Genomic DNA, 17,428 nt, shown 5'->3' on the forward strand with positions numbered 1-17,428 from the left:
ACTAGAAATATGAAAATCAATAAAATAATTTATTACTTAGCTACGGGTCTATTTACCTTAGTGATGCTATTTTCGGCAGGTATGTATTTTTTTAACCATGAGTTTATTAAAAGTGCATTTACAAGCTTAGGTTACCCAACGTATTTAATTTACCCTTATGCTACAGCAAAGTTGCTAGGTCTCTTCGCTATATGGAATCCTAATTTTAAGATTATTAAAGAATGGGCATATTCTGCATTTTTCTTTGCCATAACATTGGCATTTTTTGCGCATATAATGGTAAATGACGGTGGGCAGATGACCGCCATAATTGCCATGGTAGCTTTAATAGTTTCTTATATCTTTAGTAAAAGAATATAATTACAAGTTTAAAACACGGTGCTTATGGATAATGAAATGGAACATAAAAAATCAAATATCACTAGACCAAAGGTTTTATTCTTTGATGTTAATGAAACGCTTTTGGATCTTACAAAGGTCAAAAAAGAAGTAGGCAATGCATTGGGAGGTAGGGAAGATTTGCTTTCCCTATGGTTTACGACCATGTTGCAATATTCATTGGTGACCTCTGCCAGTGGTCAGTACAAACCTTTTGGGCATATTGGAGCTGCCGCATTACAAATGGTAGCGGCAAATCATCATATTAATTTGTCTGAAGAAGATGCACGTACCGTTATTTCTGAATCTATGGGAAATTTACCTGCACACTTAGAAGTAAAAGAGGCGCTTACACAATTAAAAGATGCCGGATATAAATTAGTAGCCTTTACCAATTCATCTAAAGACGGATTGAAAAAGCAATTTAAAAATGCCGGATTGACCGAGTATTTTGATGAAATGCTTAGTGTAGAACCAACGGGTAAATTCAAGCCTTTTACAGATACCTACACTTGGGGAGCAAAACAAATGGGAGTGGAGTTAGAGGAGTGTATGCTTATAGCTACCCATGGTTGGGATGTTGCCGGTGCCCTTTGGGCAGGGTGGCGCGCAGCGTTTATAGGTAGACCTGGGCAACAAGAATATCCGCTAGCACCAAAAACAGAAATTATAGTGTCAGATTTGAAAAAAGCAGCAGATATTTTAGTGACGTATAGCTAAAAAAATGGACCAGTTCTTTTTCAAATAAAAAGCATCTTAGAATATGTATCTTTGCGGTACCATTAACTAAAGAAAGTAATTCATGTTGAAAAGAACACTATTTGTTGCCCTAATTGCACTTACCTTAACTTCTTGTTGGAAAGATAAAAGTCCTGAAGACCTTATTCGCTTAAAAGATAAATTTAAGTCTCAGGTAGACGATTTTGAGAATAAGAAAGAGACCGCCAATAAAAACGTGAACAAAGGGCTAGAATCTTTGAATGCATTAAAAAGTGCGCTAGAAGATACCAAGAATGAAGATAAAGAATTTGCTAAGGTATATGGCGATTGGGAGAAAGTAGATCGTCGTGTTAATAACTTGAATAAGGAGTACGAAGATTTAAAGGAGAAAGCTTCTAACCTGTTTACAGCTATGGAAACACAGACCAACAGTCTTAGTGACGAAAAGAGTAAAAAAACGCTTTTAGGAGCTATTGAAAAAGCCAGAACCAAGTATAACGCCACATTAGCGAACACTTCACAAGCGATAGATAAATTACGATTATTACATGGCGATGCCGTTGAGGTTGTAAAAGCCTTAGAAGTAGCTGCTGCGCTAAATTCATTTGATAATATCAATGATCAAATGAAAAGTATAGAAGGTCGTGTAGACGGCATAATGCAAGAATTGAACGTTGCCGTTGTAGAGAGTAAGAAACTATACGAAAAGAAAATTACCGAATTGGGAGAGGAGTAGCATTACACTTTCTTTATAAATATAAACGCCAGTATTTTTTAAATACTGGCTTTTTTTATTTGATAGTTTTAAATGAAATTAAGCTAAACTATAGTGAAATTGGCGATAATTTTAATGTTAAAAAGTAGAAGCTTGTAAAGCTGGTTACCGGGACTATTCAAAAAACACACATTTATATATGTCTTATATAATTTTGAAAAATATTACTTGACTCGAAAAATGATGTCTTTTAATAATTTTATATTTAGACTTATAATATTTACGTGTATTCCGCTGTTTCTTATTTAAATGGATAATACTATATTATGAATGTGAAATTAAAATTGTTGGCTATATTTCTTTTAATGATAATTATATCATGTAACAGTTTTTCGAATAAAATTGTTGAGAATAGTTGGGTACAAGATAATTTAAGAGGAAAAGTTAAAAATTTTGAAGAAGTAAGTTCTGATGTAACCCAACTAAAGGGAAGAACAGAAAAGAAATTATTTTTTAATGAGTATAATGAGAAGGGATATGCTATAGAAAAAAGGGATTTTAGACTTCGGAATAAAAAAGTTTTTAAATATGATAATAAAGGAAATAGGGTTCAGAGGCTAGTCTATAGTTTAAATGACAATGGTTCTGGTCCAATGGATAAAATGATTTCTGAATATGATGATGATGGAAATCTCGTTACAACCAAATGGTCTAATTCATATAGCCAGGGAAAATGGATGTATAAGTATGACGAGAATGGAAACCAAATCGAATTTATAGAACACCACAGAGGTAAGGTTTATAAAAGAACTATTTATAAGTATAATGAAAAAGGTGAAATCATTCAGGAAACACTCTACAATACAGATAATTTACTAGTGGAAAGAGCAATTTTTGACTATGATAAAAATGGAAATAAAATACTGATTAACATGTTTGCGCCAGATGAAAGAATACGCTTTAGGTCAGCTTATAAATATGATGATAGAAATAATAGAATAGAGGAAATAAACTTTCTAAAATTTGGCGATGATAAAGCAGATCTTGAATATGCTATTGCAAATGATCTAGATAAATATAAAGAACATTTTACTTATGCATATGAATACGATAATGAAGGCAACTGGGTAAAAAAAACTAAATATAACAATGGTGAGGTAGTATTTATTTCTGAGCGTGAATATACCTATTATGAATAACGTTACCTCTATAAAATAAGGGGACAATTGTATATTGATTTAGGTTTGGTTTAAGAAAACAGTACTACAAATAGATTTCTTCTTAAAAGTGGTAGAAAATAAGTACATTTTTCACTAATTGTTTTTCAACTAAACCACTACAAATTATTTCATTAAAAATTGAATCAGTCTAAAAAATACGAAGCTCCATTTACGGAAGATGACTTAAGGGTTATTCGTTCTAAAAGCAAAAAATCTAATGTTGCATGGTTTATTGCTAACATCATTTTAGGTGTTATTGCTATAGGGTTATTAAAACAACCAGGCTTTGGATTTATTGAGTTTTTAGCTTGTTTCTTCTTTGTTATTTCTTTTTACCATATCTCCGTTTCTTTTATAAAGGTTCAACAGAGAAAGACTTAGAGGAAAAAATTAAAGTCTCTACAGAGTTAAGAATAAAATACAAGAGAAGGGACATGGATAACTTTTGTCATTATGAAATAGAATTTGAACAGAACCCGGATTTTAATAAATATGGTCTATTGAAAAAAGATTTTGAAAAAGTAAATGTGGGTGACGTAATTTATATAGAGTTCTCAAAATATGGTCATTGGATTTTGAAAATTGAATGTAATGACCAAGACATTGAAAATCCTCTTAATGGACATTGAGATTAAACTAGAAATTAGATAAATTCAACTTACAATCTTATGTTAAATTAATAGGAAAGATTCTTTGTCAACTTTGGCTATTAATACCTTTATCCTTCATATCAATGAAATTAGAATAATGAAAAGTTTAAAAGAACAAACTGACGCTAAAATTGCATCGGGTAGATTAGCGAAACCTGAATTCATGAAGGGTGTAGATGAAGTAATTGAGGAAGCTAAAGCTTTTGAAAAAGGAGCAAACGCAGTAAAAATTGGGCAAAAAGCTCCAGATTTTAAGTTGCCTAATGTTGTGGGAGAATCAATATCGTTGCATGATTTAAGAGAACAAGGAGCAGTTGTACTTACTTTTTATCGTGGAGATTGGTGTCCGTATTGCAATTTGCAATTGAGGGCTTTGCAAGCTAGGTTAAGTGAAATACAAGAGTTAGGTACTACATTGGTGGCTATAAGTCCGCAGGTACCAGATGGGTCATTGACAAAGAGTGAAATCCGTGAAATGGATTTTATAGTATTGTCTGATCAAGATGCAAAAGTGGCTACTGAATACGGAGTAGCTTGGCAGGTGCCCGAATTTTTATTGGATCACATGCGTGTAGATCGTAATCTTGATCTAGAAGCAATCAATAATGGCAAGGCAAATGTTCTGCCTATACCGGCAACATTTATTTTGGGTAAAGACGGTGAAGTAAAATGGAGTTATGTAAACGTTGATTACAGAACACGATCAGAACCTGAAGAGATCATAGAAGCTTTAAAGAATCTTGGTTAGGGTATTAAGCTAGATAGCATTTAGAAAAATGAATGACTCAGAGAAGAGATTTAAAACTAAAACAGGTTTTTGCCATATTTTACCTGAAGAAATTATACTAACTAGAGATGGTATAATTGGTAACATTTCAAAAATAACCGTAGGTTCAAGTATTTGGCGTGCAGTACTTATTTATGGAGGTCTTTCTATATTTCTACTCTACAATGCTTTTGATGGTTTTCAGCGCGGACAAACTTTAACTTCAGTGTTTTTTGCTTTGTTCGGTCTCTTTTTAATTTATGGAATTGTCAAAAGTCTTAACAATTCAGCAACACCAATAATTAAAAAAGATAGGATTAAAAATGTAAAATTTAAAAAAGCAATATTCGGATTTACACGTGCTAGGTTTGAGGTGCTTTTTGAAGATGATAATCAAATAATAAAGAAACGATTGATTATGCTGCCTGGGTCTTTAAATAACGGATCGAAAGAGACTGAGCTTGCTTTGCAAATAATGAGGGAAGAGAAATTACTGGATATTTAAGCTGACTAAACTCTTTGCGATCACATCAAACACAAATATGAACACTACTATTAATTTTGATGAATTAAAAAACGAAATTGAACATGCTACAAGAATTTCTTTTAAGGAAAATGTTGAAAGGTTTGGGTCAGAAATTTGTGCTTTTTCGTTGATTAGTGATGATGGGGCAATGACAGTAGTACCCTATATAAACACTAAAAGTCATCTAGATAAAATGCAGGCAGAAAATCTAGAGTATAAAGAAAGTTATGAATTTGAGCCTGCAGAGTGGTTTACATCAGGTGGAGCCAATACTGAGTTTAATGCCATATGTAAAACTCTTTGCGATGAAATTGATAATGATGAACTGGATTTTGAAGCTTTTAGAAAATCTTTGTTTGAAACATGTTTTCAGGTTTTAGAAAAACTTCGAACAGAAGATTTTTTCCATAAAGAACTAGGTAAAGATATTTTGTTGATGTTCAGTATATCTGATACTTCTGAGCCTAAAGAAAACTTACTGCGCTGGATGCAGTGCCTTAATTCTACTAATAAGGGTAAACGCTTTGAAGAGTACATACATACCAATTACTAAAATAGCGATATATTAAAATTGTTAAAGGCTATTAATTCTACTAAAAAACAATTGCATCTAGTACGTATTTTGACAAAGCTATGTTATCTGTAGAAACAAGTGATTAAGCAATTTATTACACTTAAAAACGTTCTATAACGACTAAAACTAGTTATGGGAATTTTTGATAAAATCTTCGGCTCAAGCATTGATTGGAATGAGATAAAGAACACGACTCACGTATACCCTAAAGATTCAATTTCATTATTACAACTCACTACTGAAAGTGGAGCTATCGGTACTGGCTGGATTAACAAGGGGTATCAAGATTATAAATATAAAAAGTTTACTCCTTATAATTTTCTTATAGTGGTGAATTTAGCTGATGATATTGCAGAAGCTAATTCAGAATTGAACATGGGTACAATCGAAGACTTCTTTACAGATGAAATGAGAAAAATAGGTGTAGCCCATATAGTAGCTCGAGTAGTTACGGATGAAGGTTTAAATATTGAAATGTACATAGAGAATGTAAAAGATTCTTATGAAAAGCTTCAAGAATTTATAGAAGACCCAAAACGACTTGTAACATTTAATGTCGAAGTCAATGAGGATCCTAAATGGAGAGCGGTTAGAGATTTAATGAATATTTAATGTTCGACCTTTAATCACATGTAATCCATGAAAATCTCTACGAGCCTTATTTTTCTTCTATTCAATTTTGCTATTACGATCTGTCATTCTCAGCGCAAGCAACCAAATAATCCTAAAATGTCAAAAGAAGTAAATGAACTTGTTGAAATGGGTGAAGATGCTATTGTAGCATCAGCTTTAAAGTCAATAGGCGGTTCTATTAGTCTTGAAAATTTTACATCTGTTACGGTTTTAACGAATGGAAAAGAAGTGTATGTTTCTTTTAGAAATCAATATAAGTTTCTTCCTTTAAATTCAATATACTATTTTGATGTTGGAGTGAATGTTACTTTGAATACCATTTATAAAAACTCCATTGCAAATCCCTATGAATATACAAATGAAGAGACGATTCCGTATTTTGAATTAACGGAAGACATTAAAAAACATATCGATTTTGTAAAACAGGCCATCGGTAATTTAGATGGTTTTGAAGATGAACTAATAATTCGAGAGAATAAAGATTATTATGCTATTGAAGTAGTATCTGAATCTCAAGAGTCTAGTTATAAAATTAAAAAGAGCACGGGTGAAATTTATGATGAATTTCACGCACATCTTGAGCCAATTCCTTTTGATGTTGAAAGTGAGGAGGCATTTGAAGTTATCGATTTTTCTCTCATAGATAATTAAAATTACATTCGAATAGGCTGTTTAATACAAGTCTTGTACTACTATTCTAATATTCCAAATTATAACCAGTACTATCCTTTACAGAATTTAAAACAAATGAACTGTGTATGGTAGAAATACCGTCAATGATAGATAGTTTTTCATTTATAAATTTATGAAACTCGGCAATATCATCTACCGCTATTTTTAATAGAAAATCAAAATTTCCAGATACTTGATGACATTCCATGATATCTGGTAATAACAGTATTTCCTTTTTAAATTTATCTGCCAATTTCTTTTGATGTTGAGATAAGGTCACTTGACAGTAAGCAATTAATTCTTTTCCAATTTTAGTTCTATCTAAAAGCGCAACATAAGACTTAATGATTTCTTGCTGCTCTAACTTTCTAATTCTTTCATAAGTGGGGGTAACGCTTAATCCTACTTTAGCCGCAATTTCTTTGGTGTTTTGCTTTGCATTTTCTTGAAGTTGCATCAAAATTTTGTTGTCGATCGTATCCATGCCAGTTTATTTTTCTTTTATACATGTTTATAAAAATATAAACAGTAATTTAAAATCGTTAATTTAGATATAATAGTTCAATATTCTGTATTTGTTTTATATAAAGTAATTTATTATTAGTAATAGTAATTTTACAGTATTAAAATACGCCTAATAATAAGCAATTATGAATAACGAACAACAGATAGATGAGCTGTTAACCAAGCTAATTCAAGAAAAGGATAGAGTTATAGGTTACCCAGTAGCAAAAGATTTTGATTATTCAAGATTATACGAATTTTTAAAGCACCCAATAAATAATGTGGGCGACCCATATGAGGATAATACCTATAAGGTTCAAACACATGAAATGGAACGTGAAGTGGTTGATTTCTTTGCTAAATTGTATAGAGCAGACCCTAACGATTTCTGGGGTTATGTAACCAATGGAGGTTCTGAAAGTAACTTATATGGCTTGTATTTGGCTAGAGAATCTCACCCAAAGGCAATGGTGTATTTTTCTGAATCTACGCATTACAGCGTAAAAAAGAATATTCATTTACTGAATCTGCCTAGTATTACTATTAGAGCGCAAGAGAATGGCGAACTGGATTATGAAGATTTGGAGAATACTCTGCAATTAAATAGAGATAAGCCGGCTATTATTTTGACCACTTTTGGTACTACTATGACAGAGGCTAAAGATGATGTTTCTGAGGTGAAACGTATATTGAAAAAATTAGCCATTCAAAATCATTACATACATTGCGATGCTGCTTTGGCAGGATCTTACGGTCAATTTATAGAACCTCGTATTCCGTTCGATTTTCAAGATGGAGCAGATAGTATTTCTATAAGCGGGCATAAATTTATTGGCTCTCCTTTTCCTTCAGGTGTTATTATTGCCAAGCGTTCGTTAAGAGACCGTATAGCTAGGGGTATATCATATATTGGATCTTTAGATACTACGATAACCGGTTCTAGAAACGGTCATAGTCCGCTTTTTTTGTGGTATGCGATAAAGAAAATGGGGGTAGAGGGCTTAGAGGCGCGTTACCGTCATAGTTTAGAAACTGCAGAATACTGCAAGCAAGAACTTATTAAAATAGGAATCGATGCCTGGATGAACAAAGGGGCAATTACCGTAGTGCTACCGAAAGTATCAGATGCTATTAAAAAGAAATGGCAATTGGCTACAGATGATATTACGCATGTAATCTGTATGCCAAATGTTACCAAAGATCAAATAGATGAGTTCATCAAAGATATAGTTGATGAGCAAGAAAAGTCTATGGTTGTAGAACAGCAATCTTTTGCGTTACAGGACTAGTTCCTTAAAATTGAATACAAACCCCATTTCGTTTCATTACGAAATGGGGTTTTGTTGTTATTTAGGTGAATTAGATATCATTATGGTCGCCATTATCGGATAAATTTCTTTGAACTTAAAGTTTACTGTGTATACAATCATATTTGTGTTGTTTATTCAATATGATAAACTTAAAATGCGGTATATTCATTCTTTGAAATTTTATGATTGGTAATACCCCCTTATAACTTGTTACTATAAATGAAAAGTCTTTTTTCTAGTGAGATCATGCTGAAACTTAAGTCCCTTATCGGGTCTGCAAAAACCTATATTATTCTGTTGATTTTGGCTGTCGCCTTGCTGTTGTATACCGTTAGTGTAGGTTATAATCAGGTGAATAGACTTCATAAAACCGGAGATTTAGTTTCACACACGCTAGAGGTTCAGCGGGCAATAGTAGAGTTTTCTTCAAAATTTTTAGAAGTAGAGGCTATTCAGTTGAACAAGCTTTTTGAAGAACAAGAGACTGATCTTTCTTCAGTTGTAATAGCCGAGATGGGGCAGTCGTTAGATAGATTAAAAAACCTTACTAAAGATAATGAAACGCAACAAGAACGGGTTAAGGCTTTAGAGTTGTTATATGATAAGATCAAGAATGAAATAGATACTGCAATTGTGGCGGATAGCCTTTTTCCAAAAGATAGTGTAGTCATCAATTTTACTGATTTACCTTATAAACGTAAAGAACGAATACGTAAAATTGTAGCAGAATCTCAGGTGATTAAAGATAGAATGTTGTCAGAGGAGAACTATCTTATGGTTGCTCGTAAAGAAGAGTATACCTCGCAATCTTTCTTAACCCCTATGTCCTCTCTATTGGTAGCCCTAACGGCTTTAGGAATATTTTTAATTGGTTTTATAAGTATCTATAAACAGAAAGGTGAAATACAAGAAGTAAATAGTCAGGTTTATCTTCAAAATAAGAAATTACAAGAGACAGAAGCGTTTTTAAAGGGCGTGTATAAAAGCTCTAACAATGTTATTAGTCATTTTGAACCTGTTTTAGATGCAGATAATACTATAATCGATTTTCAATTCAGATACACGTCAAATGCAATTGAAAAGGTAACAGGGGCTGAGCAAGATGATATTATTGGGGGTTCTCTTTTAAATATGTACCCCATGGTTTTGGAAAACGGACTTTTTGCTTTAATGAAGGAGTGTTACGTAACCGGAACCACACAAGAACACGAGAGCGTTTATACTTTTGAAGGGCAAAATAAATATATCTACAATACCATTGTAAAATCTGCCAACGGTATAACCAATACGGCTTGGGATACTACTAAGGTTAAGGAAGCTGAAAAAAATCTTCAAAAGCTAAATGAAGATCTAAGCCTTAAGAACACCATTTTTAAAGAAGCGGAAAATGTAGCGGGTGTAGGTAGTTTTATTTGGTATTTAGATGATGGTAGCGCTACTGTTTCTGATAATTTTTATAGAATTTTAGGTGTAGAGCCTAATAGCTTTGAGGTTACCTTTAACGCTTATAAAGAGTTTGTACACCCAGAAGATGTAGACATATTTGAATCTTTAAGTACTAATGATATAGAAAAAGGTGCTTCTACTGTTTTTACGTATCGCGTATTCACTAAGACAAAAAGTATTAAGCATTTAGATTTAAAAGGAAAATACGTAGAAATAAATAATAGACCGGTATCGGTAGGTATTGTTCAAGATATTACCAGTCGTGTTGAAAAAGACAGGGCATTGATTGATAGTTATGAGAAATTAAAGCTAAGTAATGAAGAGCTAGAATCTTTTAATAGAGTGGCAAGTCATGACTTGCAAGAGCCTTTACGAAAAATACAAATGTTCATCTCTAGAATAGAAGACGAGGGTGAAGAAAGTATATCTGACAGAAGTAAAAAGTATTTCGCCAAAATTAAATCCGGCACTTTTAGAATGCGAGAATTAATACAGAACTTACTGTCATATTCCAGGATTGATAAGATCAATACAGAGTTTGAGCATATTTCATTAGGTGATACCCTTGCTAAGGTTGAAGATGAATTATCTCAGCTTATTAGGGATACCGGTACTGTAATATTTTATGAAAATTTACCTGTTATTCTTGGTATTCCTTTTAAGATAGAACAGTTATGTACCAACCTTATAAGTAATTCTATTAAGTACAGTAAAAGTAATGTTCCTCCACAAATTTCTATCGTTGCTAAAAAACTTAGCAGTACTCAAATAACTGAAAATTTCAATAAAAATTCACCGTATTACTATGAGATATCTTTTATAGATAACGGTATTGGGTTTGAACCTGAATTTGCTACTAATATTTTTGAAGTGTTTCAAAGATTGCATTCTAAAACAGAATATTCAGGTACGGGCATTGGGTTATCTATCTGTAAAAAGATAGTAGAAAAACACCATGGGCACATTCATGCCATCGGTAAGAAGGATGAAGGCTCAACTTTTGTAATCTATCTGCCTGTAAACTAAGGTGATCAGTTTAATGTTTTGTAAATGCGAATGATTTCTACAAGCTTATTTTATTTAGTTTTCTTCTGATTAAAATAGGAGGGTTTCATTTGCTCTGATCATTGGGTGGAAGGTGTTAGGAAAATAGTTATTTTTAAAGTAGCTCTGTGAATAATTCAGCATGAAAAAACTTGTAATACAAACCGATAGATTAGTATTAAGACTAATTGAGCGTGAAGACTTAGAAGTTATTCATCGTCTACATGTTATACCAGAAACAGATGAATTCAATACACTTGGTATTCCAAATAGTTTAGAGGAAACAAAGCAAGTCATTGAGCCATGGATTGTAGCGAACAATGAAGATGAAATCACTAATTATACTTTTGCTATTCAGCATAAGCAACGTAATGAGTTTTTAGGTTTGTTTGGATTACGACTTGGTTCCAAGAAATACGGTAGAGCAGAAGTGTGGTATAAATTACATATTGATTATTGGAAACAAGGTTATGCAACAGAAGCTTTAAAAGCTATGCTAAATTTTGGATTCAATAATCTTAATTTACATAGAATTGAAGCTGGTTGTGCGGTAGATAATATTGGTTCTGCAAGAGTGATGGAAAAAGTAGGAATGACGAAGGAAGGCAGAAAAAGACAGATTCTACCTTTAAAATCTGGATGGGCAGATAGTTTTGAATATGCCATCTTAGAAGGTGACACACGCAATTAAAAATAACAGTTAAAGAACTTTAAGATGGATAAGAAAATAGGATTAAAAGATGCTATTTCAATAGGTATTGGCGGTATGGTAGGCGGCGGAATTTTTGCTGTACTTGGTCTTGCCGTTTCTTTAGCAAAAGGAGCAACACCGGTTGCATTTCTTTGGGCAGGTTTAATTGCTTTATTAACAGCATATTCTTATGCCAAACTTTCAAAAAAATATCCTGAAAATGGTGGTACGGTAAAATTTGTACACCAACAATTTGGTAGCGGTATTTTTGCCGGTGGTATCAACAATTTATTATGGGTCAGCTATATTGTTATGTTGGCATTATATGCATCGGCATTTGGGTCGTATGCCAGTGAATTAATTTCGCTTTCGGGTTCAAAAGAAATAGATACGCGCATATTTCAAACCGCTATTTTACTGATTGCCTTGTTAATCAATTACATGAGTGTAAAATTGGTCAGTGAAATCGAATCTTTAGCGGTCATTATTAAACTCTTCATTTTAATTGCATTTATAGGTGTGGGCTTTTATGGGTTATCCATACATCCAGAGAATTTAAAGCAATTGTCTCCTAGTAATTGGGAGAGTCCGTTATTAATACTTTCCGGGGGTATGGTCATTTTTGTGGCTTATGAAGGTTTTGAGTTAATTGCAAATTCAATATCAGATTTAAGAGATAAAGAGAAGAATACAGAAAAAGCATATTTTGGCGCAGTAGGTTTTGTAATCGTCTTATATATACTAATAGCTATTGTTACTGTAGGCGCATTACCGTTCGATCAAATTGCAAATGCACAAGATTACGTATTGGCTAAGGCTGCAGAACCAACCCTTGGGCAAATTGGCTTTACTATTATAACTATTACTGCATTAATCTCTACCTTTTCAGCCATAAATGCAACTGTTTTGGGTAGTGGTAGGGTTAATTATGACATTGCTGAAGATGATGAACTACCAAAATACTTTTGCCATATGTTTTGGGGTAAACCTGTTGGGTTTTTAGTAACCGCAATACTTTCTATTGCCTTGGTCAACTCGTTTAATCTGCAAAGTATATCTACGGCAGGTAGTGCAGGATTTTTATTAATTTTTTGTATTGTTAATTACATCGGGTTTAAAAAGCATAAGGAGCTTGAATCTAGAAGTTATGTGCATTTATTTGCTTGCATACTTTGTTTTCTTGCTTTCATTACACTGATTGTTCAACAGTTTTCTGATAATAGAGTAGGGGTCATTACCGCATTAGGTATTATAGTATTCTGTTTTATTCTTGAATTTGTGTACAAAAAGACGAAGGTTAAAGCTGTTTAATTCAAAAAAATGAAGGAGCGTAAGTTTGCCGTTACTGGTATTGTCATAAGTTTAATAGTAATAGGTTCTTTGTATTATACAAATTCAATGGTAGGTTTTCCAGATGGTCATTTGACAGAATTTGATTGGTTTTATAAAAAGGTCATCTTCCCGATTTTTATGACCATTAATGTCTTGTTTTTAATGATTTTTTCAACCTTTATTTATGTTAAGAAAAAAGCGGGTTATTTATTGATTGCCCAGCTATTAGTATTAATAATCTATACTCTAGTGAATTACTATTTTTCCATACATCTAGAAAATGGACAAGGCGGATAGTTTAATCACACAAGAATTAAATCATTAAGAACAGTCTATACATATTCCAGATTGAACATAGTTTATTTGTGCTAACTAATAACCTTTTGGTATAGAGATAGTAACAGGTATGTATAAAACTACTGTTGACGGTCTATACGCCTGTGGCGATAATTGTATAAAAATGTGTTCACTGGCAAACTCCGTAGCATCGGGTACTATGGTAGGTGCATTTGTTAATATGGAGTTGGTTAAGGAACGGTTTTAGAGGTTTATATATTTACAAACCTATTGTAGCGGTATAGCATATGAATGTTTTATGGTGCCTATTACAAAAGTACTATGTGCACTGCCTATGTTCTGTATGGCGCCAAGATCATTTATAACAAAAGATTGGTAGTGCTTCATGTCTTTAATTATGATTTTAAGAAGAAAATCATAATCTCCAGAAATGTTATAACACTCTGTCACCTCTTTTAATGAAATAATATCTTTTACAAACTTGTTGCCTATTACCTTGGTGTGTTCTTTTAATGTGATATTACAGAAAACAGTTAATGTTCTTCCAATTTTTTCAGCTTCTATTATAGCAACATATTTCTTGATAACTTCACTTTTCTCTAATCGCTTTATACGCTCGTAAACCGGGGTAGGAGATAAATTTACCCTTTGCGCAATCTCTTTTGTGGTCAGTTTTCCGTTTTCTTGAAGTATCTCTAAGAGTTTCCAATCGGTAGCATCTAAATTGTTCATAGATAGTTTTTCTTTTTTAAGATTATATGTGGGTTCTTTAAAGTGTTATTTTCTTTAAATATTTTTAAATATAGTTAAATCATCTTACTTTAATTTATATGTAAGAAAATATATACATTATAAATAGTTTTGGTGGAAATTAAAACTTCATCAAAATGAAAACAATTGTATTGGGTTATCCTAGAGTAGGAGAGAAAAGAGAGCTAAAAAAGGCAACAGAAAGTTATTGGAAAAATGACATTTCTGAAGATGATTTATCTTTAATAGCTAGTCAATTAAGAAAAAAAACATGGCGAACACAACAAGATCAAGGTATTGATTTGATTTCTTCAAATGACTTTTCTATGTATGATCAGGTTTTAGATATATGCATTACCCTAGGTTGCATTCCTGAAAGGTTTAAAAACCTTAATGGCCTTGAACAGTATTTTGCCATGGCTAGAGGATATCAAGCAAATGGTATTGATGTTACTGCTATGGAAATGACAAAATGGTTCGATACAAATTATCACTACATAGTTCCGGAGTTTGTTAAAAATCAGACATTTAATTTAAATTCAGATAAAATAATTAATGAAATAAAAGAAGCTTTAAGTCTTGGTATTTCGTCAAAACCGGTAATCATTGGTCCAATAACTTTTTTACTACTAGGTAAAGAGAAAGAAGAAGGGTTTAATAGGTTAGAATTGTTAGATGAGGTGTTGCCAGTCTATCAAGAGTTGCTTTTAGAAATAGATAAACAAGGTGTAGAATATCTGCAAATTGATGAGCCTATATTGGCAACCGACCTTAGTTTTCAAGAGCAACAAGCCTTAAAAAAAGCATATAAATATTTCTCTGAAATTAAGGTTGATGTAAAGTATATATTGACAAATTATTTTGATTGCTATGGTGAAAATTTAGAGTTGGCATTGCAATTACCTGTTCAAGTATTGCATATTGATGTTGTACGTTGTTCAATGCAATTAGATGATATTTTAAAAACAAATTTAATAGGCGACAAAATACTTTCTTTAGGTGTGGTCGATGGTCGAAATATTTGGATAAATGATTTTGAGAAATCACTTCAATTAATAAAAAAGGCTCAGGCTAAATTGGGCGAAGACCAAGTTTGGTTGGGGACTTCATGCTCATTACTTCATGTGCCTTATAACTTAGAATTAGAAGAGCATAACGCACAACTAAAAAGTGAAGTAAAACAATGGTTGGCTTTCGCAAAACAGAAGCTGCAAGAAATTATGGTTTTAAAGCAGTTAGCGTTGAATGAAAAAAATGATACAGCGATGTCTTTTTTTGTGAAGAATAAGAAGGCTAACAACAGTAGAAAAGTTTCCGCCTTAATTCATAACAATGTGGTGAATCGGCGTGTAGATAATCTTAAACCTACTGATAGTGAAAGGGTATCGCAGTTTTCGGTACGACAGCAATTACAGCGAAAAGCACTAAAGCTACCATTATTTCCAACAACAACCATTGGCTCTTTTCCGCAAACTAAAGAGGTAAGACAAACACGTGCTAAATTTAAAAAAGGACAAGTATCGCAAGATGAGTATGATGCTTTTATTCAAAAAGAAACAGAAGATACCATTCGTTTTCAAGAAAAGATTGATTTAGATGTTTTGGTACATGGGGAGTTTGAGCGTAATGATATGGTCGAGTATTTTGGGGAACAGCTAGAAGGCTTCTCGTTTACAAAATTTGGTTGGGTACAAAGCTATGGTAGCCGTTGTGTTAAACCGCCAATAATATTCGGAGACGTATCTAGACCAAAACCGATGACGGTAAAGTGGTCTTCTTATGCCCAATCTATTACCAAAAAATATGTAAAAGGTATGCTTACGGGGCCAGTAACCATTTTACAATGGTCTTTTGTTAGAAATGACCAGCCAAGATCGGTAACCTGTAATCAAATTGCATTGGCAATTCGTGATGAGGTACGTGACCTAGAAGATGCGGGAGTGAAAATTATTCAAATAGATGAGCCCGCATTACGTGAAGGTTTGCCATTAAGAAAGGAAGATTGGAAGGCTTATTTAGACTGGGCAATTAATGCCTTTAAAATTTCAGCCAGTGTTGTTAAAGATGAAACTCAAATTCATACCCATATGTGCTATTCTGAGTTTAATGATATAATTGAAAGTATTGCGCAAATGGATGCTGACGTTATTACAATAGAAACATCACGTTCAGAAATGGAATTGTTGAAAGCATTTGTAGATTTTAAATATCCTAATGAAATAGGACCGGGTGTGTATGATATACATTCCCCTAGAGTACCTTCACAAGAGGAAATAGAGTATTTGTTAGATAAGGCATCAAGTCTTTTACCTTCTGGTAATATATGGGTGAACCCTGATTGCGGATTAAAAACTAGAGATTGGCCAGAAACAAAAACAGCACTTAAAAACTTAGTGCAATCAGCCAATAGAATGCGAGAGAAAGTAACTAATGTGGTGTAAAATGTAATAAATTTTAATCTTATAAGCAGTTTGAATATCCATTCAAACTGCTTTTTAAGTATTACATAGTTATGCTTTCCAAAATTTTAAATGTTTCCAATTATTTAGAGCATAAATGTTATTTAGATTTAACTTGATAATTGAAAAGTAAATATTTTTTCAACAAATTGTAGCTTAGTTTTTCTTTAGGTTATTTACTGTTTTTTGTTCAGACCACTTTTATTTTTATAACTTTTACCAAAGAGTTTTTTCTAAAAATTGTGTCTACTATGAATTTAAACCAAGTTACCGTACCATCTTTAGATGTTGCAAAAGCAATCAATTTCTACGAAAAATTAGGTTTAAGATTAATCGTAAAATCATTACCTAACTACGCAAGATTTGAGTGCCCAGATGGGACTTCTACATTTTCTATTCACTTAGTAGATACATTACCGGAAGGCAATGGTATCTACGTATATTTTGAATGCGAGCATTTAGATGAACAAGTGGCAACATTAAAGCATAAAGGAGTTCAATTTGATCAAGAACCCAGAGATGAAAGGTGGTTGTGGAGAGAGGCACGGTTAAAAGATTTAGATGGCAATCAACTAATTTTGTTTTACGGTGGTGAAAACAGGTTAAATCCGCCTTGGCGATTAGAATCTTAACGTACTTTCATTCTAATATACACCTGTAGATTCCGTCATTCCTAACAATCTGTTATAAAAGACATATACTCTAGTAAAATGTAAATTATGATGTTCATAGTTTAGCTAA

Annotated in this window: 21 protein-coding genes; 19 read left to right on the plus strand and 2 right to left on the minus strand. The window is 32.7% G+C overall.

Features of this window, described 5'->3' with window-relative positions; all coding sequences use genetic code 11:
* Nucleotides 1-9 precede the first annotated feature (9 nt).
* The 11 genes from PXD56_RS04625 to PXD56_RS04675 all read left to right on the plus strand — a co-directional run bounded on the left by PXD56_RS04625 (nt 10) and on the right by PXD56_RS04675 (nt 6,833).
* The gene (locus PXD56_RS04625; RefSeq protein ID WP_276492149.1) at nt 10-360 is read left to right on the plus strand and encodes a DoxX family protein; all 351 of its coding nucleotides are present in this window, start codon (nt 10-12) and stop codon (nt 358-360) included.
* 24 nt (nt 361-384) lie between these two features.
* Nucleotides 385-1,098: a haloacid dehalogenase type II gene (locus tag PXD56_RS04630; RefSeq protein WP_276492150.1), complete on the plus strand. Its 714-nt coding sequence runs from the start codon at nt 385-387 to the stop codon at nt 1,096-1,098.
* An 82-nt stretch (nt 1,099-1,180) separates the two neighbouring features.
* Nucleotides 1,181-1,834, plus strand: a complete 654-nt coding sequence (locus PXD56_RS04635) for a hypothetical protein (protein ID WP_276492151.1) — start codon at nt 1,181-1,183, stop codon at nt 1,832-1,834.
* Between the two features lie 305 nt (nt 1,835-2,139).
* A complete protein-coding gene (locus PXD56_RS04640; protein WP_276492152.1) occupies nt 2,140-3,012 on the plus strand; it encodes a hypothetical protein in 873 nt (290 codons plus the stop codon).
* A gap of 159 nt (nt 3,013-3,171) precedes the next feature.
* Nucleotides 3,172-3,414 carry a hypothetical protein gene (locus PXD56_RS04645; RefSeq protein WP_276492153.1) on the plus strand — a complete coding sequence of 81 codons (243 nt, stop codon included), beginning with the start codon at nt 3,172-3,174 and terminating at the stop codon, nt 3,412-3,414.
* A 53-nt stretch (nt 3,415-3,467) separates the two neighbouring features.
* Nucleotides 3,468-3,662: a hypothetical protein gene (locus tag PXD56_RS04650; protein ID WP_276492154.1), complete on the plus strand. Its 195-nt coding sequence runs from the start codon at nt 3,468-3,470 to the stop codon at nt 3,660-3,662.
* Nucleotides 3,663-3,780: 118 nt separating this feature from the next.
* Nucleotides 3,781-4,431, plus strand: a complete 651-nt coding sequence (locus PXD56_RS04655) for a peroxiredoxin-like family protein (protein WP_276492155.1) — start codon at nt 3,781-3,783, stop codon at nt 4,429-4,431.
* Nucleotides 4,432-4,459: 28 nt separating this feature from the next.
* The gene (locus PXD56_RS04660) at nt 4,460-4,954 is read left to right on the plus strand and encodes a phosphoribosylaminoimidazolesuccinocarboxamide synthase (protein WP_276492156.1); all 495 of its coding nucleotides are present in this window, start codon (nt 4,460-4,462) and stop codon (nt 4,952-4,954) included.
* A gap of 37 nt (nt 4,955-4,991) precedes the next feature.
* A complete protein-coding gene (locus tag PXD56_RS04665; protein ID WP_276492157.1) occupies nt 4,992-5,528 on the plus strand; it encodes a DUF4303 domain-containing protein in 537 nt (178 codons plus the stop codon).
* A gap of 153 nt (nt 5,529-5,681) precedes the next feature.
* On the plus strand, nt 5,682-6,161 hold the full coding sequence (locus PXD56_RS04670; RefSeq protein ID WP_276492158.1) for a DUF695 domain-containing protein: 480 nt from the start codon (nt 5,682-5,684) through the stop codon (nt 6,159-6,161).
* 117 nt (nt 6,162-6,278) lie between these two features.
* The gene (locus PXD56_RS04675; RefSeq protein ID WP_276492159.1) at nt 6,279-6,833 is read left to right on the plus strand and encodes a hypothetical protein; all 555 of its coding nucleotides are present in this window, start codon (nt 6,279-6,281) and stop codon (nt 6,831-6,833) included.
* A gap of 46 nt (nt 6,834-6,879) precedes the next feature.
* On the opposite strand, the gene PXD56_RS04680 is transcribed toward PXD56_RS04675, so the two are convergent.
* On the minus strand, nt 6,880-7,338 hold the full coding sequence (locus PXD56_RS04680) for an Lrp/AsnC family transcriptional regulator (RefSeq protein WP_276492160.1): 459 nt from the start codon (nt 7,336-7,338) through the stop codon (nt 6,880-6,882).
* A gap of 166 nt (nt 7,339-7,504) precedes the next feature.
* Here PXD56_RS04680 and PXD56_RS04685 point away from each other — a divergent pair, with 166 nt between their 5' ends.
* From PXD56_RS04685 to PXD56_RS04710, 6 genes are all read left to right on the plus strand, one after another.
* On the plus strand, nt 7,505-8,647 hold the full coding sequence (locus tag PXD56_RS04685) for a histidine decarboxylase (protein ID WP_276492161.1): 1,143 nt from the start codon (nt 7,505-7,507) through the stop codon (nt 8,645-8,647).
* A gap of 240 nt (nt 8,648-8,887) precedes the next feature.
* A complete protein-coding gene (locus PXD56_RS04690) occupies nt 8,888-11,140 on the plus strand; it encodes an ATP-binding protein (RefSeq protein WP_276492162.1) in 2,253 nt (750 codons plus the stop codon).
* Between the two features lie 160 nt (nt 11,141-11,300).
* Nucleotides 11,301-11,849, plus strand: a complete 549-nt coding sequence (locus PXD56_RS04695; protein ID WP_276492163.1) for a GNAT family N-acetyltransferase — start codon at nt 11,301-11,303, stop codon at nt 11,847-11,849.
* A 24-nt stretch (nt 11,850-11,873) separates the two neighbouring features.
* Nucleotides 11,874-13,160, plus strand: a complete 1,287-nt coding sequence (locus PXD56_RS04700; RefSeq protein WP_276492164.1) for an APC family permease — start codon at nt 11,874-11,876, stop codon at nt 13,158-13,160.
* 9 nt (nt 13,161-13,169) lie between these two features.
* The gene (locus PXD56_RS04705) at nt 13,170-13,478 is read left to right on the plus strand and encodes a hypothetical protein (RefSeq protein ID WP_276492165.1); all 309 of its coding nucleotides are present in this window, start codon (nt 13,170-13,172) and stop codon (nt 13,476-13,478) included.
* Nucleotides 13,479-13,587: 109 nt separating this feature from the next.
* Nucleotides 13,588-13,725, plus strand: a complete 138-nt coding sequence (locus tag PXD56_RS04710) for a hypothetical protein (protein ID WP_276492166.1) — start codon at nt 13,588-13,590, stop codon at nt 13,723-13,725.
* 20 nt (nt 13,726-13,745) lie between these two features.
* Here PXD56_RS04710 and PXD56_RS04715 read toward each other — a convergent pair whose 3' ends face one another.
* Nucleotides 13,746-14,210: an Lrp/AsnC family transcriptional regulator gene (locus tag PXD56_RS04715; protein WP_276492167.1), complete on the minus strand. Its 465-nt coding sequence runs from the start codon at nt 14,208-14,210 to the stop codon at nt 13,746-13,748.
* A gap of 155 nt (nt 14,211-14,365) precedes the next feature.
* On the opposite strand from PXD56_RS04715, the gene metE reads away from it, so the two are divergent.
* Complete coding sequence (gene metE / locus PXD56_RS04720) at nt 14,366-16,669, plus strand: 5-methyltetrahydropteroyltriglutamate--homocysteine S-methyltransferase (RefSeq protein ID WP_276492168.1); 2,304 nt, start codon at nt 14,366-14,368, stop codon at nt 16,667-16,669.
* A 269-nt stretch (nt 16,670-16,938) separates the two neighbouring features.
* The gene (locus PXD56_RS04725; protein WP_276492169.1) at nt 16,939-17,319 is read left to right on the plus strand and encodes a VOC family protein; all 381 of its coding nucleotides are present in this window, start codon (nt 16,939-16,941) and stop codon (nt 17,317-17,319) included.
* Nucleotides 17,320-17,428: the final 109 nt, after the last annotated feature.

The sequence above is a fragment of the Maribacter zhoushanensis genome (genome assembly GCF_029350975.1).
GTDB classification, from domain to species: domain Bacteria; phylum Bacteroidota; class Bacteroidia; order Flavobacteriales; family Flavobacteriaceae; genus Maribacter; species Maribacter zhoushanensis.

Excerpts from the sequence above, each read along its gene's own strand:
- PXD56_RS04655 (WP_276492155.1), top strand. The coding sequence starts at position 3,781 with ATGAAAAGTTTAAAAGAACAAACTGACGCTAAAATTGCATCGGGTAGA.
- PXD56_RS04700 (WP_276492164.1), top strand. The coding sequence starts at position 11,874 with ATGGATAAGAAAATAGGATTAAAAGATGCTATTTCAATAGGTATTGGC.
- PXD56_RS04635 (WP_276492151.1), top strand. The coding sequence starts at position 1,181 with ATGTTGAAAAGAACACTATTTGTTGCCCTAATTGCACTTACCTTAACT.
- PXD56_RS04710 (WP_276492166.1), top strand. The coding sequence starts at position 13,588 with ATGTATAAAACTACTGTTGACGGTCTATACGCCTGTGGCGATAATTGT.
- PXD56_RS04680 (WP_276492160.1), bottom strand. The coding sequence starts at position 7,338 with ATGGATACGATCGACAACAAAATTTTGATGCAACTTCAAGAAAATGCA.
- PXD56_RS04650 (WP_276492154.1), top strand. The coding sequence starts at position 3,468 with ATGGATAACTTTTGTCATTATGAAATAGAATTTGAACAGAACCCGGAT.
- PXD56_RS04665 (WP_276492157.1), top strand. The coding sequence starts at position 4,992 with ATGAACACTACTATTAATTTTGATGAATTAAAAAACGAAATTGAACAT.
- PXD56_RS04685 (WP_276492161.1), top strand. The coding sequence starts at position 7,505 with ATGAATAACGAACAACAGATAGATGAGCTGTTAACCAAGCTAATTCAA.
- PXD56_RS04630 (WP_276492150.1), top strand. The coding sequence starts at position 385 with ATGGATAATGAAATGGAACATAAAAAATCAAATATCACTAGACCAAAG.
- PXD56_RS04675 (WP_276492159.1), top strand. The coding sequence starts at position 6,279 with ATGTCAAAAGAAGTAAATGAACTTGTTGAAATGGGTGAAGATGCTATT.
- PXD56_RS04670 (WP_276492158.1), top strand. The coding sequence starts at position 5,682 with ATGGGAATTTTTGATAAAATCTTCGGCTCAAGCATTGATTGGAATGAG.
- PXD56_RS04690 (WP_276492162.1), top strand. The coding sequence starts at position 8,888 with ATGAAAAGTCTTTTTTCTAGTGAGATCATGCTGAAACTTAAGTCCCTT.
- PXD56_RS04705 (WP_276492165.1), top strand. The coding sequence starts at position 13,170 with ATGAAGGAGCGTAAGTTTGCCGTTACTGGTATTGTCATAAGTTTAATA.
- PXD56_RS04625 (WP_276492149.1), top strand. The coding sequence starts at position 10 with ATGAAAATCAATAAAATAATTTATTACTTAGCTACGGGTCTATTTACC.
- PXD56_RS04695 (WP_276492163.1), top strand. The coding sequence starts at position 11,301 with ATGAAAAAACTTGTAATACAAACCGATAGATTAGTATTAAGACTAATT.
- metE (WP_276492168.1), top strand. The coding sequence starts at position 14,366 with ATGAAAACAATTGTATTGGGTTATCCTAGAGTAGGAGAGAAAAGAGAG.
- PXD56_RS04725 (WP_276492169.1), top strand. The coding sequence starts at position 16,939 with ATGAATTTAAACCAAGTTACCGTACCATCTTTAGATGTTGCAAAAGCA.
- PXD56_RS04640 (WP_276492152.1), top strand. The coding sequence starts at position 2,140 with ATGAATGTGAAATTAAAATTGTTGGCTATATTTCTTTTAATGATAATT.
- PXD56_RS04715 (WP_276492167.1), bottom strand. The coding sequence starts at position 14,210 with ATGAACAATTTAGATGCTACCGATTGGAAACTCTTAGAGATACTTCAA.
- PXD56_RS04660 (WP_276492156.1), top strand. The coding sequence starts at position 4,460 with ATGAATGACTCAGAGAAGAGATTTAAAACTAAAACAGGTTTTTGCCAT.